The sequence below is a fragment of the Levilactobacillus sp. LN180102 genome, from assembly GCF_050106635.1.
GTDB lineage: Bacteria > Bacillota > Bacilli > Lactobacillales > Lactobacillaceae > Levilactobacillus > Levilactobacillus brevis.
In genome coordinates, this window is record NZ_JBNIIX010000011.1 from 1 (window position 1) to 23564 (window position 23564).

Consider the following 23564-nt stretch of genomic DNA (forward strand, 5'->3'; position numbering starts at 1 on the left):
CACTCGCTTTCAATTGGTTTTCGTCGACTTGATTGTAGCACAGGGCAGTATGCCCTTTTTAGTTTGTTTTACAAAAAAGGCGTCGATGGATTTTATCCATCAACACCAAATATCATAGAGCCTTTTATTTGTATTTTAAAAATAGTTCGGTAGAATGGTAAAGTCTGTGCTATATTTTAATCATATTTTAATTTTTAAGGAGGGTTGTTCGTGAGTATTTTTCGAAAACTAGCTTGGTACTTTCGCTTGGAATGGCGACGGTATCTGATCGGTATTATTGGATTGCTGTTAACGGCAATTGTGGCCATTATTCCGCCACGGATTATTGGGAATATGGTAGACGGCATTCACGGGCAGACCATGACAGGTCGACTGTTGGCACTGGATCTGATGTGGGTGACGGTTGCGGCGGTAGTCCAGTACGGAACGCGTTATATTTGGCGCAATGCCATTTGGGGTGGTGCGGCTCACTTGGAACAACTGTTGAGAAATCAGCTGTTTAGCCACTTTATGCAGATGGATCGGGTCTTTTATCAGAAGTATCGAACCGGTGATTTGATGGCACATGCGACCAATGATCTGGAAGCCATTCAACGGGTAGCTGGCGGTGGAATTTTACAATTTGCCGATGCCATCATTACGGGTGGGACCACCTTGATTGCGATGATGGCACTGGTCAACTGGCGTTTGACCCTCCTGGCTATTTTGCCATTTCCGCTTTTGGCGCTTGTTTCTTGGTACCTCGGGCAAAAGATTCATCGGGCCTTTGGCGAATCTCAAGCGGCCTTTTCACGGCTAAATAATAAGGCACAAGAAAGTATTAGTGGGATTAAAGTCATCAAAGCACTAGGCCAAGATGACGCGGATGTGGCTGATTTTGACCAGCAAGTTGCTCATACAATTGATATTAATCGGCGGGTCAATCGGTTGGACTCTTTGTTTGATCCGGCAATCACCTTGATTATCTCAATCTCTTACGTGGCAACAATCGTATTAGGTGGACTCTTTGTGACCCATCAGGTGATTACCATTGGTAATTTGGTGTCATTTATTAGTTATTTGGCGATGATGGTGTGGCCAATGTTTGCGGTCGGCATGCTCTTTAACACGATGGAACGTGGGAATGCAAGCTACGATCGGGTAATGGAGTTGTTGGCTCAGAAAACTCATATTATCGATCAAACAAATGGGCTTCAACAGCGGCCTAAGGGAACTTTAGCGTATCACGTTGCCCAATTTGACTATCCGGACGATGCGGGTGCTAGTCTACAGCAGGTTGATTTCACGTTACCAGCAGGTCACACGTTGGGAATTGTTGGCCGGGTTGGGGCTGGTAAGTCGACGATAATGAAATTGATTTTACGCGAGTTTGACAATTATCAAGGTCAGATCATGTTTGGCGGTCATGATATTAAGGACTATGCGTTAGATAGTTATTTACCTGCGATTGGGTATGTGCCGCAAGAAAGTTTTTTATTTTCGACCAACATTTTTGAAAATATTCGCTTTGCCCGACCAACCGCAACGAAAGCTGAAGTTGAAGCCGCTGCTGCCAAAAGCGATTTAGCTGGACAGATTGCTAAGCTTCCGGCGGGCTATGCGACGGAAGTTGGCGAAGAGGGTATTTCGCTATCTGGCGGACAGCGTCAGCGATTGGCGATTGCCCGAGCGTTACTGATTAATCCAGAATTGCTGATTTTGGATGATGCCTTATCTGCCGTGGATGCAGAAACGGAAGCTGAAATCTTGGCTAACTTGAAGCAAGAGCGGGCGAACAAAACGACAATTATCTCTGCTCATCGGTTAAGTTCGGTGATGAATGCCGATGAAATTCTAGTGCTGGGCCACGGTCAAGTGATTGAACGGGGCACCCATGATGAATTAATGGGGACACATGGTTGGTACCAGCAAATGTTCGAACGGCAGCAGTTAGAAACACAAGTGCAAGGAGGGGTGACAAATGGCCGATAAACCACATGAATCAGCGTGGGCACGTAGTATGTCTACTAAAGAACAGCTAGGCGTTATTAAACGGTTATTTAAGTTTGCTGTGCCTTACAAGTGGTTCTTTATTGGGTCAATCATTCTATCAGCTGTGATCAGTGCCGTTAACGTCTTTTTGCCATGGTTATTACAAATTTACATGGACCGTTATTTGCGGACGAGTCAGGCATCGTTGGCCATTATGTGGATGTTTGCGGGACTCTACCTTTTAGGGATGATCACGAAAGCTATCTTTCAGTTTTGGCAAAATTATACCAGCACCATGGGAGCTGAGTATATGTTGGAAAATGTCCGGCGTCGGTTATTTAATAATCTCCATGCTAAAGGTATGCGATACTTTGATCAAACGCCGGGGGGCTCAATTTTGTCACGGCTCATGAATGACACGATGACCTTTGCCAATTTTTGGGCGCTGTTCAATACCCTTGTTTTGGCGCTATTTGCGGTCATTTCATCATTTATTGCTATGTACGTGACGGACGTCACGGTGGCGTTGTGGACGCTAGTCTTGGTGCCATTTTTGGCCTTCACCATTTGGTATTATCAGCGCTTTAGTTCACGGGTTTACCGGCGAATGCGGGAACGCCTCAGTGAATTAAATACGAAACTGGCTGAAGCAATTACAGGAATCACGGTCATTCAAGAATTTCGACAGGAACGACGGACAGCAACAAACTTCGAGAAGACCAACGCTGCCTATTATGGTACGCGGCGGGCAATGATTCGGACAAATTCCTTATTATTGAGCCCAATTATTAATCTCTTTTATGCTTTGGGGACGGTTATTGTCCTGAGTCTCTTTGGGATTCGCGGCTTACATGAGGTTGTAGCGGCTGGTGTTATTTACGCCTTCATTACGTATTTAAATAACTTTTACAGTCCCATGAGTAACATGATGGACAATCTTAGTGATTTTCAAAATGGGATGGTGGCTGGCTCCCGGGTGTTACGAATCTTAGATGATCAGACGCTAGCACCACAGCAACACCCAGTAGCGGATGCTAAGATTACTCGGGGTAAGATAGAATTTCGGCACGTGACGTTTGCTTACGATGCCGAGCATCCCGTTTTACGAGACGTGTCGTTTGTGGCTGAGCCAGGTCAAACGGTGGCTCTGGTCGGGCAAACCGGTTCTGGTAAAACATCAACGATTAATGTTTTGATGCGCTTCTATGAATTTCAAGGTGGCCAGGTCTTAATTGATGACCGTGACATTCGGGACTACCCAGCCGCTGAGTTACGTGCCAAAATGGGATTAGTTTTACAAGAACCGCAGTTGTTCTATGGTGACATTCAAACTAATATTCGGATGTTTAATCCGGCGATCTCTGATGAGCAAGTGCAACGCGCCGCTCAGTTTGTTCAAGCAGATGAGTTCATTGAACAGCTACCACAAGGTTACGCAACGCCAGTGCTGGAACGGGGAACGGAATATTCGGCTGGCCAACGCCAGTTAATTACGTTTGCGCGAACAGTGGTGACGGACCCTAAAATTCTGATTTTGGATGAAGCCACGGCTAATGTGGATACCGAAACTGAAACAATGATTCAGACTGGCTTGGATCGGATTCAAGAAAATCGAACGACCATTGCGATTGCGCATCGGTTATCGACCATTCAAAATGCCGATCTTATTTTGGTTTTGAAGCAAGGAAAAATTGTTGAACGGGGCACTAATGACGACTTGATGCAGCAGCATGGTTATTACTATGATATGATTCAGCTACAAAATTCCGCTCACGTTGAGTAAGCGTACTATTAAAAAAAATCGCCCTATTCGGAAATAACTTCTGAACAGGGCAATTTTTAGTTAATTCGTGTGCGCGTCTTTTTTCTCAGTGACGTCAACGTAATGGAAAGTTGGGTCAATTTCACGATCTAATTGGTCAAAGGCAGCTTGCATTTGTTGTTCAATCTGTGCTTGGCCTTCTTCGTTAAGCTTCAGTTTGCGATCAATCTCAATTGGTTTGCCAAATGCGATAGTCACGGGCTTACGGGTAAATAATTGCTTGAACGTGAGGGGGCCCTGGTACACAGCGGGAACCAGGGGAACGCCGGCCATCTTAGCAATAACGGCCGCGCCACCCTTTAATTCATTTGAGTGACGAGATCCCGAAGGAAACATAATTAAGGATAGATCACCTTGGCGCAGAATGCGCACAGGTGTTTTGATGGCAGAAGGCCCCGGATGGTCACGATTTACTGGAAAACCATTGACATGTTTCAACAACCATCGGAAAATGGGGTTTTGAAATAATTCTTCTTTAGCCATAAAGCTAAATTTACGGGGATAGGCCGCCATGGCAAAGTAGACTGGATCAAACCAAGTCCGGTGAGGACCAACGAGAACGTAAGGCCCTTCAGGTAGGTTATCTTGATTAACGTAGCGTGCGCGCCCGTTAACGAGGTACAAGATGGTACAGACGACCCCGCGTAAAAAACGATAAAACATGTGGTGCACTCCTCTCACATGGTACTATTTTATCTAGTATGCAAAAAAAAACGGCTAGTTGCAAGTGATCTTATTGGGAAAAGGATGTGGTGGGGATGCAATTAAACCCCGATGAACGAATCGATCAACTCTATAGTCAAGATATTAAAATCATTCAAAGCCCGGAGGTATTTGCCTTCTCACTGGATGCGGTTTTGCTCGCGGACTTTGCGAGATTACCGGCCAGAGCCACTAGTCAAACGGTTGATTTATGCGCTGGTAATGGGGCAGTCGGCTTATTCATGAGTCACCAAACGCACGGCCAGATTGCTGAAGTTGAAATTCAACCACGGTTAGCAGATATGGCACGGCGGAGCATTGAATTGAATCAACTGGGCGATCGTTTGAGCGTCTATGAAGGGGATTTAGCGGACGTTACGCAATGGATTCCCAAGGATTCAGTTGATGTTGTGACGTGTAATCCACCATACTTTGCGGATTTGCCAGATAGTCAAAAGAACCCGAATCAGTATTTGGCCATCGCCCGCCACGAGATTGCGACTGATTTAGCAACCGTTGTTGCGACGACGAGTGGATTGTTAAAAATGACTGGCAAGGCCTACTTTGTGCATCGGCCGGATCGGTTGGGTCAGTTGTTTCAATTGTTTTCTGAAAATCGGTTGGCGCCGAAAAAAGTTCGGTTAGTTTATCCTAAACCGCATAAGGAAGCCAATATGGTATTGGTTGAAGCCATTAAGGACGGTAAGACAGGCGGCTTACGGTTTATGGAACCACTAACGGTTTATGATGCACAGGGACACTACACACCTGAAGTGGAGGTATTGCTGTATGGACGAGCCTAAGCAGTATTATTTTTATGTTCTACTATGTGCAGATCAGTCCTTATATGGTGGTTTTACCACGGATGTGGTGAAGCGTTTTGCCACGCATCTAGCGGGTAAAGGGGCTAAATACACCCGGGTTCATCGCCCGTTGAAAGTTCTGTATAGTGAAGCCTTCGATAATAAACATGATGCCCTACACGCTGAGTGGGCGTTTAAACATCAAAGTCGACAAAAGAAGGTCACCTTCCTAGCCAATCATGGCGTAAGCATTTAACACGTCATATGGTATTGACTTATGTTAAACTAACGGGTAGAACTTGGAACATGTTCAAAGATTAATTTGAGGAGGAACTTACTGTGAAAATTATTGCTTATGGCATTCGTGACGACGAACAACCTTACTTAGAACAATGGTCTAAGGACCAAGGCATCGAAGTCAAAGCGGTTGCGGAACTGTTAGATGAACAGACCGTCGACTTGGCTAAAGGCTATGACGGGGCAGTAGTCTACCAACAAAAGCCTTATACAGCGGCCGTGTTGGATCAATTGGCAGCTAACGGTGTGACGAACCTATCCCTACGCAACGTTGGGGTGGATAATGTGAATGCTGATGCGGTCAAACGAAATGGGTTCAAGGTGACCAACGTGCCAGCCTATTCGCCGGCGGCCATTGCTGAATTAACGGTGACTCAGTTGATGCGGCTGTTGCGACGGACACCTACATTTGACCGTAAACAGGCGCAAGGAGATTTGACTTGGGCACCAGATATCGCCGATGAATTAAATCAGATGACGGTTGGTATTGTAGCTACAGGTCGAATTGGACGTGCGGCCATGCGTATTTACCAAGGCTTTGGTGCAAAAGTCATTGCTTACGATGTTTTCCACAATCCAGAATTAGAAAAGCAAGGCATTTATGTCGATACCTTGGATGAATTGTATGCCCAAGCCGATGTCATCTCCTTACATGCCCCTGCAACTAAGGATAATGACCATATGCTAGATGATGCGGCCTTTGCTAAAATGAAGGATGGCGTGTGGATTTTGAACCCCGCCCGCGGTGCCTTAATTGATACCGATGCGTTAATTCTGGCCTTGGATAGTGGCAAGGTTGCGGGTGCGGCCCTTGATGTTTATGAGGACGAAGTGGGAATCTTTAACGCCGACTTTAAAAACTTTGATGCCATCCCAGATGAACGGCTCAAGAATTTGATGAAGCGTGAAAATGTTTTAGTGACGCCGCACATTGCTTTTTATACCAAGACGGCGGTTAAGAACATGGTGCAATTTGCTTTAAATAACAATAAACAATTGATTGAAACGGGTCGGGCTGAAAACGAAGTCTCGTTCAACTAAATTACAACAAAAAAATCGGTACCTTCAGCGTTTACTGCAACTGAAGGTACCGATTTTTTTATTTTTATGATTAGATGTTGTGGCATAGACGATTAAGCCATGTTCTGACACATCCATCAGTTCTATGAGCATTCAGCCACGGCGGTAAGCGCCAGTAGAAGATCTTGAAGCTCAAGCGAATCGCCAACCGTTTGATCGGGAATCCAATCGCCGTCTGGCGTTTCTAAATTACGGTGGTTAAACCAAAAGGCATGCCAACCAGCTTGCTTAGCACCCTTGACATCCATCCCGTAACAATCGCCAACGTAGGCCACTTCACTGGCTCGTAAGTTGAGCCGATGATTCATGAGGGTAAAAATCTGTGGATCAGGTTTCGCCAGACCCACTTCCTCAGATGTGATAATTGCCTCGCGGTCAATCCATCGATGCATCTGTAACTGCATCACCTTGTCTAACTGGTGTTGCGTTTTACCATTGGTAATGATTCCCAATTGGAATTGATCTTTAAGCTGATCTAAGGCAGTTGGTAAGCCAGGGAATAATTGGATGCGCTGCAGGCCAGTTGCGTAGGCTCGTTCAAAATCAACCGCTGTTTCTGTACTGACAGGGGCTAATCCTTGCTGGTGTAACGCGTGATTGAGCCGTTTAACGGCCATTTCTTCATGAGACCAGTGACCAGCAGCTACTTTGGCGTAGACGCTAGCACTCTGGCAACGATAAGCTTGGAAAAGTTGATTAATATCAGCGTCAACCGTTGGCATAAGTGACTTTAAGGCTGCCACAAACGGCGCCCGTTGATCATAGAGCGTGTCATCGACATCAAAGACGACCGCTTTTATCATTGCGTTTCCTCCTCGGTTAAATCCATAGCAGTTTACCACATTATCAGGAAAAAGCCAATTTAATGCAAAAAAGTGCGGATTTAGCTTGTGTTCGCTCCTGGCATTTTGTATAATAACTTTCGGTGCGTATGCGCCAATTCACACCTCGAGTGATGATTGAAGGGGTGCTCGCTTGCGAGTTCTTCGATCGTGCGATCTCGGGGGAGGAAATCAAAAACTATTTGGAGGCATTTTATCATGGCTGTTATTTCAATGAAACAACTGCTCGAAGCCGGTGTCCACTTTGGTCACCAAACCCGTCGTTGGAACCCTAAGATGAAGCAATACATCTTTACGGAACGTAACGGTATCTACATCATCGACTTACAAAAGACGGTGAAGTTAATCGATGCTGCTTACAACTACATGAAGGACGAAGCTGCTAAGGGCGCCGTTGTTCTGTTTGTTGGGACAAAGAAGCAAGCACAAGACTCTATCGAAGAAGAAGCCACTCGTGCAGGTCAATACTACGTTAACCACCGTTGGTTAGGTGGGACTTTGACTAACTGGGAAACCATCCAAACTCGGATCAAGCGTCTGAAGAGCTTGAAGAAGATGGCAACTGATGGCACGTTTGATGTTCTTCCTAAGAAGGAAGTTTCCTTGCTGAAGAAGTCTCAAGACAAGTTGGAACGCTTCTTGGGCGGTATCGAAGATATGCCTAAGTTACCTGACGTTATGTTTATCGTTGACCCTCGTAAGGAACAAATCGCTGTTCACGAAGCACAAAAATTGAACATTCCGATCGTTGCGATGGTTGATACGAACACTGACCCAGACGAAATTGACGTGGTTATCCCATCTAACGATGACGCTATCCGTGCCGTTCGTTTGATCACTTCAAAGATGGCTGATGCGATCGTTGAAGGCCGTCAGGGTGAAGACCAAGTTGACGAAAAGACCTTTGAAGGTCAAAAGTCTGAAGCCGCTGAAGGCGACAAGAAGACCGCTGACAACTCAATGGAAGATATCGTTAACGCGGTTGAAGGCGACAACAAGTAATTAAATGCAAGGTGTCAGTACTGACACTTTCCAAATATAAGATTTAAAGCACCTTAGGCTGGCTTAATGTTTAGGACCGATAATGGCCTGAGATTGAGTCAGTCTTTTTTGATGTTTTAGACGAATCAATAAAAGGAGGCCATTACACTATGGCAAGCAAAATCACGGCAGCACAAGTTAAGGAATTACGTGACAAAACTCAAGTTGGGATGATGGACGCAAAGAAGGCTTTGGTTGCTTCTGAAGGCGACATGGACAAAGCAATTGATTTCTTGCGTGAAAAAGGAATTGCTAAGGCCAAGAAGAAGAGTGGCAACGTTGCGGCTAACGGTTTGGCTCGAGTTAAAGAAGACGGTAACACAGCAGCTATTATCGAAGTGAACTCAGAAACAGACTTCGTGGCAACTAACGATACGTTCAACGCCTTAGTTGATACGATTGCTGACACGATTGCTGAAAAGCAACCTGCTGACTTAGATGCTGCATTGGCCTTGACGACGGCTGATGGGTCAACTATCAACGATGCTATTGTGAAGACGACGCAAGTTACTAGTGAAAACGTGCAATTACGTCGTTTTGCTGTTGTTAAGAAGACCGATGGCCAAGTATTTGGTTCATACTTGCACCAAGGTGGTCAAATCGCCGCTGTTGTTGTCTTAGATGGCGCTGATGAAGCGACGGCTAAGGACGTTGCCATGCACGTTGCAGCTATCAACCCAGAATTTGTTTCTCGCGATGACATTCCGGCTGAACGGTTGGATCACGAACGTGAAGTATTGAAGCAAGAAGCTTTGAATGAAGGCAAACCTGAAAAGATCGTCGAAAAGATGGTCGAAGGTCGCCTACACAAGTTCTTGTCAGAAATCAGCTTAGCTGACCAACCATTCGTTAAGGATGGCGATCAGACAGTGAGCCAATTTGTTGCTAGCAAGGGTGGTAAGTTAGTGACCTTTGTTCGTTACGAAGTTGGTGAAGGTATCGAAAAGCCAGTTGCTGACTTGGCAAAAGAAGTTCAAGACCAAATCAACGGCTAATTTGTCAGAAAAGCGTAGGTTTCCGTTGGGAAACTACGCTTTTTTGTTAGCAATTTGACAAAATAGGCGGTTTTCCTAACCCCTGACTATCACTAGCCCGGGGTTTATGATAGAATTATTGTCAGAATACAATAGGAGGAAACACAATGGCGGACGTAAAGTATAAACGGATTATGCTAAAACTCAGTGGTGAGGCTTTGGCCGGTGACAAAGGGTTTGGCATTAATCCGCCAGTCATCAAGACCGTCGCAGAAGAAGTCAAGGATGTTTATAACCTGGGCATTCAGATTGCGATTGTGGTTGGTGGTGGCAACATGTGGCGCGGTGAAGCTGGTGCCCAAATGGGTATGGAACGTGCCCAGGCTGATTACATCGGGATGTTGGCAACCATTATGAATGCGTTGGCCTTACAGGACAATTTGGAGTCAATTGGTGTACCAACGCGGGTGCAAACTTCTATTGAAATGCGGCAAATTGCAGAGCCTTACATTCGACGCAAAGCGATTCGGCACTTAGAAAAAGAACGCGTGGTTATTTTTGCCGGAGGAACGGGTTCCCCGTACTTCTCTACGGATACGACTGCTGCGTTACGGGCAGCTGAAATCAATGCTGATGCGATCTTAATGGCGAAAAATGGTGTTGATGGCATTTACTCTGCTGATCCTAAGAAAGATCCAGCAGCAGTGAAATTTGATCAACTAACGCAACTTGATATCATCAATAAGGGCTTGAACGTCATGGATACAACGGCAAGTTCACTTTCTATGGATAATGACATTCCGTTTGTCGTTTTCAATTTAAATGAGAGCGGGAATATCCGGAAAGTCGTTGAAGGCGAAAATATTGGAACGACAGTTAGGGGTAAATAATAATGGCTGATCAGATTATTGAAACAGCACAAGCAAAAATGACAAAGGCAGAAGAGGCCTTAAAGCGCGAATTGGGAACGATTCGGGCTGGTCGGGCTAACGCCAGCATCTTAAATCGGGTGATGGTTGAGTACTACGGTGTACAAACACCATTGAACCAAGTGGCCTCAATTACGATTCCGGAACCACGGATTTTAATGGTGACGCCTTATGACAAGTCAGCACTAGAAGACATTGAAAAGGGTATTTTGGAATCCGATGTGGGGATTACACCAGCTAACGATGGGACGGCCATCCGACTCGTTGTCCCACAACTGACTGAGGAACGGCGTAAGGAAATTGCTAAGCAAGTTAAAGCTAAGGCAGAAGAAGGCAAGGTTGCCGTTCGAAACGTTCGTCGAGAAGCCATGGATAACATCAAAAAGGGTCACAAGAATGGTGACTATACGGATGATGACCTGCATAACTTAGAAGACCAAGTTCAAAAAGTGACGGATAAGGCCATTAAAGGTGTAGATGCTATCGCGGCCGAGAAGGAACAAGAAGTGTTGACTGACTAAGCTCAACTAGACAAGGAGTGCTGAAAATGGCAGAAGACAAGCAAAACAACCAAGATAATATTGAAATTACCCCCGGTTCTAAAGAATTTGGCAAGATGGTTTTTCGATTGAATAATCCAGTTAACGCTGAAAATGTCTCAATCTTGAACTATAATGGCGCTGAATTGGAAGAAATTCAAGAAGGCGTTTATGCGCAGCCAGCGTTCGTTAGCGATGATTTCAACCTCTTCTTCGTGGTGACACAATTGATCGGTGATGACTGGATCGTGGCGTTCTCAAAGGCCACGATTGAAAATGGTAATGAGATTACCGATTTGTCGGACCCACTGCCAACGGGTGAAGGCTTGAACCTGTTGGGTCAAGTAAGTGCAGATGATGCCAACAACTTGTTGAGCTACTTCGGCACCTTGGCTGATGCGAAACGCGGCGAATGGCGGTTAATTGAGTAGCCGTTCAAAAACTAAAGTTTTCGCTCAATTTGGGGGCCGGGATAGTTTCCCGGTCCTTTTTTTGTTATGATGAATGGTTGTAAAGACCAATGGAGGTGCGCCGTGTTTTCATTTTTTAGTAAAGATCAAACGACTGGCGAAGTCGCGGAACATCAATTAGACGAAGCCAACATTCCCGCCCACATTGCCATCATCATGGATGGCAATGGTCGGTGGGCTCAGCAAGGGCATTTGCCCCGGATTGCCGGACACAAACAGGGGATGAATACTGTGAAGACGGTGGCGAAGGCTGCCAGCCACCTGGGCGTTAAGGTATTAACACTCTATGCGTTTTCAACCGAAAATTGGAAGCGACCCAATGCAGAAGTTAATTACCTCATGAAATTACCAGTAGATTTCTTTGGGACATTTGTGCCTGATTTGATTAAAAATAATATTCGCGTGAAGGTTATGGGCTATACGGATCAGTTGCCGGCTGCGACACAAAAGGCAGTGGCTGATGCTATTGCAGATACGCGGCATTGTACGGGGATGGTTCTGAACTTTGCGCTAAATTATGGTGGGCGAGCTGAATTGGTGACGGCGGTTCAACACGTTGCTCAGCAAGTCCAAAGTGGCCAACTAGATCCAGCAGAAATTGATGAGACAATGCTCGATCGACAATTGATGACGGCGGATTTAGGTGAACTTCGCGACCCGGATTTGTTGATCCGAACGAGTGGGGAGAAACGTTTGTCTAATTTCATGCTCTGGCAGGTCGCCTACAGCGAATTTGTCTTTATGCAGGAGCACTGGCCTGATTTTGATCAAACGGCCCTAGAAACGGCAATTTATGAGTATCAACAGCGACACCGGCGATACGGTGGACTGACTCCTGACACGGAGAAATAATTTTATTGAGGAGTTTTTGACATGAGACAACGGGTTATTACGGCAGTTGTGGCGTTAATTATCTTTATCCCGATTATCGTTGCGGGGCATATCTGGATAGATATTGCGGCATTTGCCTTAGGATTAGTGGCATTATCAGAAGTCTTGATTATGCGTAAGAAGTTATTGGTAAGCCCGGAAGCCATCATTTCCGGCATTGGTATTTTGGCAGTGATTGCGCCTCAGAGTTGGTGGGGTGAATTGCTACCAAGTTACTTGAAGCCTTGGTACATTGTTTATTTATTTATCTTATTGCTTCTGATGCGAACGGTGGTATCGCGAAATCGCTTCTCCTTTGATGATGCTGGTGTGATTACATTAAGTATGCTTTACATTGGGGTCGGTTTTCATTTCTTTATTGCCGCCCGGACGATTAGCTTGGCAGCTCTGTTATACGCGCTGTTCATCGTGTGGACGACGGATTCTGGTGCTTACATGATTGGTCGGAAGTTAGGTAAACATAGATTAGCGCCGCACATTAGTCCTAATAAGACGTGGGAAGGTTCCATTGGTGGATCATTAGTGGCCACGATTGTGGGGAGTGTGTTTTGGTATTTCTTCCCAATTGGGCACTTTAGCCTAGGGATTATGATTATTTTGACGCTGATCTTTTCCGTGGTTGGTCAATTTGGCGACTTGGTTGAATCAGCACTTAAACGGTACTATGGTGTGAAAGATTCTGGTAAGATTTTGCCCGGTCACGGTGGTATTTTAGATCGGTTTGATAGCCTCTTGCTGGTATTACCGGTTATCCATTTGTTTGGATTGATTTAGCGCGGCTGCTGACTTGCGTCGTCTGGGGTCCTAGGGTATGCTAGGGAGCAGATAAAAAGCGCAGGCTACTCACGACTGAAGAAGGGACGACATCTGTGATTACAACGATTATTACCTTTATCATTGTCTTTGGGATTTTGGTCATTGTCCATGAATTCGGGCATTTTTACTTTGCCAAGCGAGGCGGCATTCTCGTCCGTGAATTCTCGATTGGAATGGGGCCAAAATTGGTTTACCACCGTGGCAAAGATGGCACGACTTACACACTGCGGTTATTACCAGTGGGCGGTTACGTCCGGATGGCGGGTGCTGAAGATGACGAAGAAGAGCTGAAACCGGGAACGCCAGTTAGCCTGTACGTGGGCGCTGACGAAAAGGTTGAACGAATCAATACCAGCAAAAAATCCACGTTATTTAACGGTATTCCGTTAGAAGTTACCGCAACGGATCTAGAGGATGAGTTGTGGATTGAAGGCTATGAAAATGGTGACGAAAGTGCCATTAAGCGCTATGCGGTTGCTCACGATGCCACGGTGATTGAAAGCGACGGGACGGAGCTACAAATTGCCCCGAAGGACGTTCAATTTCAGTCGGCATCATTAGGCCGACGATTGATGACGAACTTCGCTGGACCGATGAACAATATCTTATTAGCGATTGTTACCTTTATGCTGATGTCCTTTGCTCAGGGTGGCGTTTCAATGGGCACGAATCAGGTTCAAGTAGCTGATTCACCGGTATCAGTGGCGAAACAGGCTGGCGTGAAGACCAACGATAAGATTACGGCAGTCAACGGTCGAAAGACCACCAGCTGGACCGATCTTAGTACCGCGATTCAGCCATTGGCCAACAAAAAAACAACGCTGACGATTCAAAGAGGATCGGCGACCAAACACATTACAGTGACACCTAAAGGTGAAACTTCCAACGGTAAAACGGTGGGGATGATTGGGATCACGCAAGCCCAAGATAAGAGCATTGGGGCCATCTTAGCTTCTGGATTTACACAGACGTGGACGATGACCAAAGCGTTGTTTGGGGCTTTGTGGCACATGGTTTCTGGTCACTTTAGTTTGAACGATTTAGGCGGACCAGTCGCCATTTTTGCCACAACCTCACAGGCCACCAAGTTTGGCTTGGTTGGCGTGTTAAATTTCTTAGCCTTTTTATCAATTAATTTGGCAATTGTGAACTTACTGCCGATTCCAGCCTTGGATGGTGGTAAAATATTATTAAACTTTATTGAAGCTATTCGGCGTAAGCCGCTTTCAGAAAATGTGGAAGCTGCCGTTACGTTGATTGGCGTGGGGTTCTTAGTTCTGCTTATGTTACTGGTGACGTGGAATGATATTGAACGCTACTTTATTCATTAAGGAATTCGGTTATTACGAGAAGGGACTATTTGACTATGAAACAATCACAACTACTCATTCCGACGTTAAAGGAAGTACCGAATGACGCCGAAGCTCTGAGCCATCAGATGATGCTACGAGCCGGGTACATTCGTCAGGTTACCGCCGGCATGTACGCCTACCTACCGCTGGCGTTTCGGGTGTTGACGAACATTGAAACGATCATTCGTGAGGAAATGGAAAAAATCAATGCCGTTGAAATGCTGATGCCGGCTGTATTGCCAGCATCACTATGGCAGGAGTCCGGTCGGTATGAAACGTACGGTCCCAACTTGTTTAAATTTAAGAATCGGCATGATAGTGATTTTATTTTGGCACCGACTCATGAAGAGACGTTTACCATGTTGGTGCGTGACGCGATTAAGTCGTACAAGCGACTACCACTGGTGATGTACCAAATCCAGCCTAAGTATCGGGATGAAGATCGCCCCCGTTATGGGTTGTTACGCGGCCGCGAATTCATTATGAAAGATGCTTATTCATTTTCTTTGAGTGATGAAGATCTTGATCGGATTTATAACCAGATGGAGCAGGCTTATGAAAACATCTTTGATCGGATTGGCTTAAACTATCGGGCCATTGTCGGTGATGGTGGCGCCATGGGTGGTAAGGATTCTAAGGAATTCTCTGCAATTGCCCCTGTTGGTGAAGATACCATCGTTTATTCTGATTCTTCAGACTACGCGGCTAACTTGGAGATGGCTAAGAGCCTCTTTGTCAGCAAAAAGTCACATGCCCAACTGGCGGATCTCGAAAAGATCGCCACACCGGGGGTTCACAGCATTGCCGAATTGGCTGAATTCTTAGACGTTAAGCCAGCAGCTTTGGTCAAGAGTATGCTTTACATCGCGGATGACCAACCAGTAATGGTCTTGGTTCGTGGCGATCATGAAGTTAATGAAACGAAACTAAAGAACTATTTGAATGCTGATTTCTTGAATCCAGCAACACCAGAAGACGCACAGAAGTATTTAGGCGCAAACTTCGGTTCATTGGGGCCGGTTGGTGTCAGTGAAGATGTTAAAATTTTGGCTGACCAATACGTGGGTGACATGGTTAACGTGGCTGTTGGTGCTGACGAAGATGAGCACCACTACCTTAATGCCAACCTCGACCGTGACTTCCGGGTAGACGCGTTTGCTGATCTCCGTGAAGTTCAGCCAGGTGATTTATCGCCAGACGGTTCCGGTGTCTTGAAGTTTACTAAGGGGATTGAAATTGGCCATATCTTTAAGCTGGGGACCCGGTATTCCGATGCCTTGGGTGCGACAGTGCTTGATGAAGGCGGTCGTCAAAAGCCCGTTGTGATGGGGTCGTATGGTATTGGAGTTAGTCGACTCTTATCAGCCATTGCTGAACAACAAGCTGATGACAAGGGCTTGGTTTGGCCCCGGAATATTGCGCCATTTGATATTCATTTAGTTCCGGTCAACTTGAAGAAGGATGATCAGGCACAACTGACCAGTGAGTTAGAAGAACAATTAACGGCTAAGGGTTACCGCATCTTAACGGATGATCGAAAGGAACGACCTGGCGTTAAGTTCGCTGATTCTGATTTGATGGGGATTCCAGTTCGAATCACTATCGGTAAAAAAGCTGGTGAAGGGATTGTCGAAATTAAAATTCGGAAAACCGGTGAAACCGTCGAAGTGATTAAAGACGAAGTTGCTAGCACCGTTGAAATTCTCTTCAAAGACATTGACTAGCTGTTAATGTCGTTAGCAATTATGAGTTTTGGATATGAGAGGTCGGGACAAACGTCCTGGCCTCTTTTAGCCAGACGAAAGGAGTTTACTTGTGGACGAAGATCGCCATGCTTTATTTGAAAAGCTACTACAACAATTAGATTTGACTAGTGAAGCCGATCAGCCTTACTTCCAAACGGCCACGGTGGATCGCTTAACCGTACATGAACAATCGCGTCGCTGGCAATTTTTACTGAAATTACCAAGCATGTTGCCTTTTACGGCGTTTGTAGATTTCCACAATCATTTACAGGTCGCTTTCCGGGAAATTGCGACGGTTGAGGCGACCATTGAAGTGGACCAGCCGGAGTTAACCAACCGGCTACTGGGCGACTATTGGGAGTGGATCGTTAAGAATAGTGGACTGACCAGTAATTTGATTCAGGAGCTTTGTCAGTCGCAAGTACCAGAGTTGGATGAGAACAATCGGGTCTTACTCTATGCCCAAAATGAAGTGGTTAAAGACTTCTTGAGCAATCAGGCACTAGGGCCGATTGAATCGGCTTACCGTCGTGCAGGATTTCCGAAGTTCAATATTCATGTGATGATTGATGAATCTAAATCTCAGGCCAAAATTGATGAATTCAAAGCGCGGCAAGAAAAGACGGATGCGCAACTGGCGCAACAGGCCGCTGCGGCGATTGAAAAGGCCAACCAAAAACGCCAATCACAAGGGGACACGCCAGCTGCTGAAGGGCCAACCCAGATTGGTAAGGCCATTAAGGGGGATCAGCCAGTCACTAAGATGATTGACATCACCCAAGAAGAACGGTCAGTTGTTGTGGAAGGCTATGTTTTTGAAAAAGAAGTTCGGAAGCTACGCTCGGGACGCCAGCTGTTGACACTAAAAATTACTGACTACACCTCGTCTTTTGCGGTGAAAAAGTTCTCGCGCGGGGCTGAGGATGAGGCGCAATTTGCCGGTGTTGAAGAAGGTAGCTGGGTCAAAGTCCGGGGTAACGTTCAGGAAGACACGTATATGCATGACTTAGCGTTAAATGCCTATGATATTAATCAGGTGAAACATGCTAGTCGGCAAGACACGGCACCCGAGGGAGAAAAACGGGTGGAGTTGCATTTGCATACCAGCATGAGCCAAATGGATGCGACGAACTCCATTGGCGATTACGTCAAGCAAGCTAAAAAGTGGGGAATGCCGGCACTGGCAATTACGGACCATGCCGATGTTCAAGGGTTCCCAGCGGCGTTTAATTCGGCGGCTAAGGCCGGTATTAAAATGCTTTATGGGGTCGAAGCCAACTTGGTGGATGACGGTGTACCTATCGGGTATAACAGTGCGCACGTTCCCTTAGATGGAGCGACCTATGTGGTCTTTGACGTGGAAACGACCGGGTTATCTGCTATTTATGACAAAGTGATTGAATTATCGGCGGTCAAAATGGAGCATCAAAACGTGGTTGATCAGTTCGAAGAATTCATTGACCCGGGCTTCCCACTGTCGGAACAGACGACCAACTTAACAAGTATCACCGATGATATGGTGGCCGGGTCCAAATCTGAAGAAGAGGTCTTCAAACTTTTCCGTGAGTTCTGTGGTGATGCAATTATCGTTGGGCATAATGTCACGTTTGACGTGGGGTTCATGAATACCGGGTACCAACGTCACGGAATGGCAGAGATTAGCAACCCAATCATTGATACCTTAACGTTGGCACGTTTCTTGTACCCAACGTTAAAGAGTTATCGACTAAATACATTGGCTAAACGTTTCCATGTCAGCTTGGAGCACCATCACCGGGCCGTATATGATGCGGAATCCACTGGACATTTGAATTATCTATTCTTAAAGGATGCCGAGGACCGTTATGACATTCAATATCATGACCAGTTAAACGATCATATGACTGATAATGATGCTTATAAGCATGCCCGACCGAATCACGCGATTCTGTTAGCTAAGACCCAAGCGGGACTTAAAAACATGTTTAAATTGGTGTCGGCTTCTAACGTTGACTACTATTATCGGGTGCCACGGGTCCCTCGCAGTGTTCTAGAGGAGTATCGAGAGGGAATCATCGTTGGTTCCGCCTGTTCGTCGGGAGAAGTCTTTACGGCGATGATGCAAAAAGGTCAAGTAGAAGCGGCCGCTAAAGCTAAATTCTACGATTACCTTGAAGTTCAGCCCTCAGCTGCCTACCAGCCGTTGATCGATTCGGGACTTATCGCCGATCGAGAAAATATGGAAGAAATTGTGCGTAACATGGTGAAACTTGGTCACGATTTAAACAAACCGGTGGTTGCGACGGGGGATGTTCACTTCTTAAATCCCGATGATTATATTTACCGTAAAATTCTGATTCATTCGCAAGGTGGCGCCAATCCATTGAATCGGCAAGAGTTGCCAGACGTTCATTTTATGACGACTGACGAGATGTTAACCGATTTTGCTTACTTGGGCGAAGAGACGGCTAAAGAAATTGTCGTAACCAATACGCAAAAGATTGCTGATGACATCGATGAAGTTCATCCGTTAAAAGATAAGCTGTACACACCGCGAATGGAAGGCGCCGAAGACGAAATCCGGCAACGGACGATGGATACGGCACATGCGATGTATGGCGATCCTTTACCCGAACTGGTTCAGCATCGAGTGGACCGTGAACTTAAGTCAATTATTGGTAACGGGTTCTCTGTTATTTACCTGATTGCGCAACGGCTGGTAGCCAAGTCCAATAAGGATGGTTACTTAGTTGGGTCACGGGGGTCTGTGGGGTCCAGTCTGGTTGCGACGCTAACCGGAATTACTGAGGTCAATCCTTTACCGCCACATTATCGGTGTCCAAAGTGCCAGTATTCGCATTTTTATACCAAAGGGGAATATAGCTCAGGGTATGATTTGCCCGAAAAAGATTGTCCTGAATGTGGCACACTGATGATTGGCGATGGCCATAACATTCCGTTTGAAACGTTCTTAGGTTTTAAGGGGAATAAGGTTCCGGATATTGATTTGAACTTCTCCGGGGACTATCAACCGATTGCCCATAACTATACGAAAGTATTGTTTGGCGAGAAGAATGTGTACCGGGCCGGAACGATTGGCACCGTGGCTGACAAGACGGCTTACGGCTATGTGAAGGCCTACGAGCGAGATACCGAGCAAACCTTCCGCGGCGCTGAGATTGATCGGTTAGCCAAAGGGGCCACTGGGGTCAAACGAACGACTGGGCAACATCCAGCGGGGATTATTGTTGTGCCAGATTATATGGACATTTTTGATTTCACGCCGATTCAGTACCCGGCTGACGATCAATCGGCAGCTTGGCAAACGACCCACTTTGATTTCCATTCGATCCATGATAACATTTTGAAAATCGATATTTTAGGGCATGATGATCCAACCATGATTCGGACCCTACAAGATCTTTCAGGTGTTGATCCAACGACAATTCCCATGGATGATCCCGGTGTGATGGGGTTATTTTCCGGGACAGATTCGCTGGGGGTGACGCCGGAACAAATTCAATCGAAGACCGGAACGTTAGGTGTTCCTGAATTTGGGACGCGGTTCGTGCGGGGGATGTTAGAGGAAACGCATCCCCAAAATTATTCGCAGCTACTGCAAATTTCCGGACTTTCTCACGGAACTGATGTGTGGTTAGGTAATGCTGAAGAACTCATCAAGAATGGAACGGCAACGATTGCTAACGTGATTGGTTGTCGGGATAACATTATGACCGACTTGATTAACTTCGGGTTGGATTCTGAAACGTCATTCCAAGTGATGGAACACGTGCGGAAGGGCCGGGGAATCCCCGACGAGTGGCAAGAAAAAATGAAAGCCACCGACTGTCCGGACTGGTACATTGATTCTTGTTTGAAGATCAAGTATATGTTCCCCCGGGCCCATGCGGCTGCTTATGTTTTGATGGCGTTGCGGGTGGCGTACTTTAAGGTCTATTTCCCAATTATCTATTACGCGGCTTACTTCTCTGTGCGGGCCGATGATTTTGATGTTGTGGCGATGTCACAAGGAAAGACAGCTGTCAAAGCAGCCATGAAAGCGATCAACGATCAAGGGATGGACGCGTCCGCCAAAGATAAAAACCTGTTGACAGTACTGGAATTGGCTAATGAAATGCTTGAGCGGGGCTTTAAGTTCAAGATGATTGATTTGGAAAAGTCCGACGCTGCTGATTGGATTATCGATGGGGATACGTTAATTGCACCATTCAAAGCAGCACCCGGTTTAGGGTTAAACGTGGCGAAGCAAATTGTGGCGGCGCGTAACGATCGGCCATTTATCTCTAAAGAAGACTTGGCCAAGCGGGGTAAGGTCTCCAAAACATTGATTGATTTTATGACAGAAAACGGTGTATTAGCCGGTTTGCCAGACGAAAATCAACTCAGCTTGTTTGATGACTTAATGTAAATTAATGTTAAAGAAGAGTCATGGTTAAGTAGCCATGATTCTTCTTTTGAATTTAATAGTAAGCGCTTACAAACCTGTTAAAATATGGTATACTTAAGCTGTGGAAATGAGAACCAGAAATAAACTCTAGCGAAAGCGGGTGTTCACCATGTTACGGCGGTTCGTACGGTTACCAGATGGGTGGATTTTTCTAGCAGGTTATTGTTTGATTGGTCTGGGCTACATTTTGTTTGGGACACTGGCCACGGTCGTATCAGCACCGTTTTTGGCATTAGTCATTGCGTACTTTCTGGCGGCCTTTGTGTTAACCGTAATTAAGGCGATTAGTTTGCGAAATATGGCAACGACCCGGCTGAATTTTCTGGTTTTTGAATTTATCACAATTGTTGGTTTTATTTTACTCTTAGTGACTGCCGAGTCATAAGTGGTCAAACAGTTGCAATCGCGGTGAAACTGTAGTAGAGTGGTGTTTGTAGTTAAACTCGTTTTTAAATGAGTGAGCAGTCATTGCTCACTCTTTTTAATGGAAAAATGTAGGAGGCGGAATTCTTTGAGTACTGTCGTCGAGACCGTGACGGCCTTAGCCCAGCCGATTGTGGCGCAGCATCAGTTTGAATTAGTTGACGTTGAATTTGTCAAGGAAGGCAAGAGTTGGTACCTGCGGCTCTACATTGATAAACCCGGAGGCATTAATATCGAGGAATGTGCGTTGGTTAGTGATGAAGTGTCTGAGAAGATGGACGCTTTAGATCCTGATCCCATTCCTCAAGCTTATTTCTTAGAGGTTTCTTCACCCGGCGCAGAACGTCCTTTGAAGAAGCCAGCCGACTTTGAAAAGGCCGTGGGTGATTATATTCACGTGTCGTTGTACCAAAAGATTGGTAACAGTAAAGTTTATGAAGGTACGTTGTTGTCATTAACAGCGGATAGCCTGGATTTAGAAGTGAATCTCAAAGGGCGCATCAAGACCTTAACGATTCCTCGCGATGCCGTTGCCCAAGCTCGGTTAGCCATCAAGTTCTAACTAAATAAGGAGCGAAACAGAACATGAGTAAAGAATTATTGGGTGCCTTAGATGTACTCGAAACGGAAAAAGGTATCGACAAGCAAGTTGTGATCGATGCTTTGGAAGCCGCATTAGTTTCTGCTTACAAGCGTAACTATGACCAGGCCCAAAATGTTGAGGTCGAATTCGATCAACGTAAGGGTGATATTCACGTTTATGCGGTCAAAAAAGTGGTCGATCAAGTATATGACTCACGTTTGGAAGTTGGTTTAGACGAAGCTTTGACGATCAACAAGGGCTATGAATTGGGCGATGACATTAAGTTTGAAGTCACTCCCAAGAATTTTGGCCGAATTGCCGCTCAGACGGCTAAGCAAGTGATTTTACAACGGGTACGAGAAGCCGAACGTAATATCATTTACAATCAATACAGCCAATACGAAAATGAAATCGTCACTGGTGAGGTTGAACGTCAAGATTCTCGGTTTGTCTATGTGAGTTTAGGCAAGGTTGAGGCCGTTATGGGTCGTCAGGATCAAATGCCTAACGAAACCTATCGGATTCATGACCGGGTTAAAGTATACGTAACGCGGGTGGAAAATGCGACGAAGGGTCCCCAAGTCTTTGTTAGTCGAACTCACGCAGACTTGTTAAAGCGGTTGTTTGAACAAGAAGTTCCGGAAATTTATGACGGGACCGTTGAAATTATGGCGATTGCGCGTGAAGCTGGCGACAGAGCCAAGGTGGCAGTTCGTTCTAATAATCCAGATATTGACCCAGTGGGAACAAGTGTTGGTCCACGGGGGCAACGGGTTCAAACGATTGTTAATGAACTAGGCGGCGAAAACATGGACATTGTCGAATGGACTGATGATGAAGCCAAGTTCATTGCCAATGCGTTGAATCCAGCGGAAGTTTTGGATGTGATCTTTGACCCGAACAACGAGCGTGCTTGTGAAGTCATCGTGCCAGATTACCAGTTGTCATTGGCGATTGGTAAACGGGGACAAAATGCCCGCTTGGCTGCTAAGTTAACCGGTTATAAGATCGATATTAAATCAGAATCCGAAGCATCTGCTATAATGGAAGCTGACCAGGCTGCTGATGAAGCAACAACTGGTGCTACTGTTAGCGAGGATGATGCCACTGAACCAGCCGCAGAAACGGTTGCTGACGATACCACTAGCGAAGAAACGCCAGTCAATGATGCAACGACGGATGTGGCGAGTGACGAATCAGCTGAGTAGCGAACAGTCCAAGGAGGGTTAAGCCCATGAAACAGCGAAAAATCCCGATGCGTAAAGACATCGTAACGGGTGAAATGGCACCCAAAAAGCAATTGGTTCGGGTTGTTCGGAACCAAGATCAAGAAGTCAGCATTGATCCGACTGGGAAGCAATCTGGCCGGGGAGCTTACATTAGCCTCGATGTTGAAATCGCTAAACGGGCTAAAAAGGAGCGGACTTTTGACCACGCTTTTAGTCTTAAAATCGATGATCAATTCTACGATGATTTAATAGCGTACGTTGATCATCAGCAAGCACGGCGGGAATTATTTGACCATGACTAATTCTGAACGTGCTTTACAATTATTAGGACTTGTCCGTCGAGCTGGTAAGTTAGTGACGGGTGAATCCTTTGTGTTAGCCGCTGTGCGGGATGGCTCGGCGAAGCTGGTCTTACTGGCTAGTGACGCGGGTCAAAGTAATCAAAAACAGTTCCGCGATAAAACAACGAGCTATCACGTTGAATTGAATGAATCGTTTTCTAAGGACCAGTTGAGCACGGCAATTGGTGCTGCGCGCACGGTCATTGCCATTACCGACGCGGGATTTGCCCGGAAGTTACAACAGTTACTCGCGTAGCCGCCTGACGT

Annotated in this window: 22 protein-coding genes; 20 read left to right on the forward strand and 2 right to left on the reverse strand. The window is 45.9% G+C overall.

Annotated elements, in window-relative coordinates; translation table 11 throughout:
• Positions 1–210 precede the first annotated feature (210 nt).
• Entirely contained in the window at positions 211–1971 is a 1761-nt protein-coding gene (locus ACP4IT_RS07640; RefSeq protein WP_024855600.1) for an ABC transporter ATP-binding protein, read from the forward strand.
• On the forward strand, positions 1961–3754 hold the full coding sequence (locus tag ACP4IT_RS07645; protein ID WP_087609499.1) for an ABC transporter ATP-binding protein: 1794 nt from the start codon (positions 1961–1963) through the stop codon (positions 3752–3754). Before ACP4IT_RS07640 ends, ACP4IT_RS07645 begins: the two co-directional genes overlap by 11 nt.
• Before the next feature lie 60 nt (positions 3755–3814).
• Here the strand turns inward: ACP4IT_RS07645 and ACP4IT_RS07650 are convergent, their stop codons facing one another.
• On the reverse strand, positions 3815–4456 hold the full coding sequence (locus ACP4IT_RS07650) for a lysophospholipid acyltransferase family protein (RefSeq protein ID WP_011668029.1): 642 nt from the start codon (positions 4454–4456) through the stop codon (positions 3815–3817).
• Positions 4457–4542: 86 nt separating this feature from the next.
• On the opposite strand from ACP4IT_RS07650, the gene ACP4IT_RS07655 reads away from it, so the two are divergent.
• From ACP4IT_RS07655 to ACP4IT_RS07665, 3 genes are all read left to right on the forward strand, one after another.
• The gene (locus ACP4IT_RS07655) at positions 4543–5298 is read left to right on the forward strand and encodes a tRNA1(Val) (adenine(37)-N6)-methyltransferase (protein ID WP_015473829.1); all 756 of its coding nucleotides are present in this window, start codon (positions 4543–4545) and stop codon (positions 5296–5298) included.
• A complete protein-coding gene (locus ACP4IT_RS07660; RefSeq protein ID WP_041815367.1) occupies positions 5285–5554 on the forward strand; it encodes a GIY-YIG nuclease family protein in 270 nt (89 codons plus the stop codon). The genes ACP4IT_RS07655 and ACP4IT_RS07660 overlap by 14 nt, the downstream gene beginning before the upstream one ends.
• A gap of 83 nt (positions 5555–5637) precedes the next feature.
• On the forward strand, positions 5638–6636 hold the full coding sequence (locus tag ACP4IT_RS07665; RefSeq protein WP_172757602.1) for a D-2-hydroxyacid dehydrogenase: 999 nt from the start codon (positions 5638–5640) through the stop codon (positions 6634–6636).
• A gap of 122 nt (positions 6637–6758) precedes the next feature.
• On the opposite strand, the gene ACP4IT_RS07670 is transcribed toward ACP4IT_RS07665, so the two are convergent.
• Entirely contained in the window at positions 6759–7478 is a 720-nt protein-coding gene (locus ACP4IT_RS07670) for an HAD family hydrolase (RefSeq protein WP_011668025.1), read from the reverse strand.
• A 237-nt stretch (positions 7479–7715) separates the two neighbouring features.
• Between ACP4IT_RS07670 and rpsB the strand changes: the two genes are divergently transcribed.
• The 15 genes from rpsB to ACP4IT_RS07745 all read left to right on the forward strand — a co-directional run bounded on the left by rpsB (position 7716) and on the right by ACP4IT_RS07745 (position 23553).
• On the forward strand, positions 7716–8519 hold the full coding sequence (gene rpsB, locus ACP4IT_RS07675) for a 30S ribosomal protein S2 (RefSeq protein WP_011668024.1): 804 nt from the start codon (positions 7716–7718) through the stop codon (positions 8517–8519).
• A gap of 149 nt (positions 8520–8668) precedes the next feature.
• Entirely contained in the window at positions 8669–9553 is an 885-nt protein-coding gene (gene tsf / locus ACP4IT_RS07680) for a translation elongation factor Ts (protein WP_011668023.1), read from the forward strand.
• A 146-nt stretch (positions 9554–9699) separates the two neighbouring features.
• Positions 9700–10422 carry a UMP kinase gene (gene pyrH / locus ACP4IT_RS07685; RefSeq protein WP_011668022.1) on the forward strand — a complete coding sequence of 241 codons (723 nt, stop codon included), beginning with the start codon at positions 9700–9702 and terminating at the stop codon, positions 10420–10422.
• Positions 10423–10424: 2 nt separating this feature from the next.
• A complete protein-coding gene (frr, locus tag ACP4IT_RS07690) occupies positions 10425–10982 on the forward strand; it encodes a ribosome recycling factor (protein WP_156646399.1) in 558 nt (185 codons plus the stop codon).
• Between the two features lie 26 nt (positions 10983–11008).
• The gene (locus tag ACP4IT_RS07695; protein ID WP_011668021.1) at positions 11009–11431 is read left to right on the forward strand and encodes a hypothetical protein; all 423 of its coding nucleotides are present in this window, start codon (positions 11009–11011) and stop codon (positions 11429–11431) included.
• Between the two features lie 102 nt (positions 11432–11533).
• The gene (locus ACP4IT_RS07700) at positions 11534–12322 is read left to right on the forward strand and encodes an isoprenyl transferase (RefSeq protein WP_041815361.1); all 789 of its coding nucleotides are present in this window, start codon (positions 11534–11536) and stop codon (positions 12320–12322) included.
• A 21-nt stretch (positions 12323–12343) separates the two neighbouring features.
• Positions 12344–13135 carry a phosphatidate cytidylyltransferase gene (locus ACP4IT_RS07705; RefSeq protein WP_011668019.1) on the forward strand — a complete coding sequence of 264 codons (792 nt, stop codon included), beginning with the start codon at positions 12344–12346 and terminating at the stop codon, positions 13133–13135.
• 95 nt (positions 13136–13230) lie between these two features.
• On the forward strand, positions 13231–14508 hold the full coding sequence (gene rseP / locus ACP4IT_RS07710) for an RIP metalloprotease RseP (protein ID WP_015473823.1): 1278 nt from the start codon (positions 13231–13233) through the stop codon (positions 14506–14508).
• A 35-nt stretch (positions 14509–14543) separates the two neighbouring features.
• The gene (locus tag ACP4IT_RS07715) at positions 14544–16253 is read left to right on the forward strand and encodes a proline--tRNA ligase (protein WP_011668017.1); all 1710 of its coding nucleotides are present in this window, start codon (positions 14544–14546) and stop codon (positions 16251–16253) included.
• A gap of 91 nt (positions 16254–16344) precedes the next feature.
• Positions 16345–20682 carry a PolC-type DNA polymerase III gene (locus tag ACP4IT_RS07720; protein WP_011668016.1) on the forward strand — a complete coding sequence of 1446 codons (4338 nt, stop codon included), beginning with the start codon at positions 16345–16347 and terminating at the stop codon, positions 20680–20682.
• A 148-nt stretch (positions 20683–20830) separates the two neighbouring features.
• Positions 20831–21106: a hypothetical protein gene (locus ACP4IT_RS07725; protein ID WP_011668015.1), complete on the forward strand. Its 276-nt coding sequence runs from the start codon at positions 20831–20833 to the stop codon at positions 21104–21106.
• Positions 21107–21232: 126 nt separating this feature from the next.
• Positions 21233–21706, forward strand: a complete 474-nt coding sequence (rimP, locus tag ACP4IT_RS07730) for a ribosome maturation factor RimP (RefSeq protein ID WP_011668014.1) — start codon at positions 21233–21235, stop codon at positions 21704–21706.
• A gap of 23 nt (positions 21707–21729) precedes the next feature.
• Positions 21730–22935: a transcription termination factor NusA gene (gene nusA, locus ACP4IT_RS07735; RefSeq protein WP_011668013.1), complete on the forward strand. Its 1206-nt coding sequence runs from the start codon at positions 21730–21732 to the stop codon at positions 22933–22935.
• A 26-nt stretch (positions 22936–22961) separates the two neighbouring features.
• Positions 22962–23258, forward strand: a complete 297-nt coding sequence (rnpM, locus tag ACP4IT_RS07740) for an RNase P modulator RnpM (protein WP_011668012.1) — start codon at positions 22962–22964, stop codon at positions 23256–23258.
• Entirely contained in the window at positions 23251–23553 is a 303-nt protein-coding gene (locus ACP4IT_RS07745; RefSeq protein WP_011668011.1) for a L7Ae/L30e/S12e/Gadd45 family ribosomal protein, read from the forward strand. The genes rnpM and ACP4IT_RS07745 overlap by 8 nt, the downstream gene beginning before the upstream one ends.
• Positions 23554–23564 lie beyond the last annotated feature (11 nt).

Coding starts and splice junctions, on each gene's coding strand:
- ACP4IT_RS07645 (WP_087609499.1), top strand. CDS start 1,961: ATGGCCGATAAACCACATGAATCAGCGTGGGCACGTAGTATGTCTACT.
- ACP4IT_RS07650 (WP_011668029.1), bottom strand. CDS start 4,456: ATGTTTTATCGTTTTTTACGCGGGGTCGTCTGTACCATCTTGTACCTC.
- ACP4IT_RS07660 (WP_041815367.1), top strand. CDS start 5,285: ATGGACGAGCCTAAGCAGTATTATTTTTATGTTCTACTATGTGCAGAT.
- ACP4IT_RS07670 (WP_011668025.1), bottom strand. CDS start 7,478: ATGATAAAAGCGGTCGTCTTTGATGTCGATGACACGCTCTATGATCAA.
- rpsB (WP_011668024.1), top strand. CDS start 7,716: ATGGCTGTTATTTCAATGAAACAACTGCTCGAAGCCGGTGTCCACTTT.
- tsf (WP_011668023.1), top strand. CDS start 8,669: ATGGCAAGCAAAATCACGGCAGCACAAGTTAAGGAATTACGTGACAAA.
- pyrH (WP_011668022.1), top strand. CDS start 9,700: ATGGCGGACGTAAAGTATAAACGGATTATGCTAAAACTCAGTGGTGAG.
- frr (WP_156646399.1), top strand. CDS start 10,425: ATGGCTGATCAGATTATTGAAACAGCACAAGCAAAAATGACAAAGGCA.
- ACP4IT_RS07695 (WP_011668021.1), top strand. CDS start 11,009: ATGGCAGAAGACAAGCAAAACAACCAAGATAATATTGAAATTACCCCC.
- ACP4IT_RS07705 (WP_011668019.1), top strand. CDS start 12,344: ATGAGACAACGGGTTATTACGGCAGTTGTGGCGTTAATTATCTTTATC.
- ACP4IT_RS07715 (WP_011668017.1), top strand. CDS start 14,544: ATGAAACAATCACAACTACTCATTCCGACGTTAAAGGAAGTACCGAAT.
- ACP4IT_RS07725 (WP_011668015.1), top strand. CDS start 20,831: ATGTTACGGCGGTTCGTACGGTTACCAGATGGGTGGATTTTTCTAGCA.
- nusA (WP_011668013.1), top strand. CDS start 21,730: ATGAGTAAAGAATTATTGGGTGCCTTAGATGTACTCGAAACGGAAAAA.
- rnpM (WP_011668012.1), top strand. CDS start 22,962: ATGAAACAGCGAAAAATCCCGATGCGTAAAGACATCGTAACGGGTGAA.
- ACP4IT_RS07745 (WP_011668011.1), top strand. CDS start 23,251: ATGACTAATTCTGAACGTGCTTTACAATTATTAGGACTTGTCCGTCGA.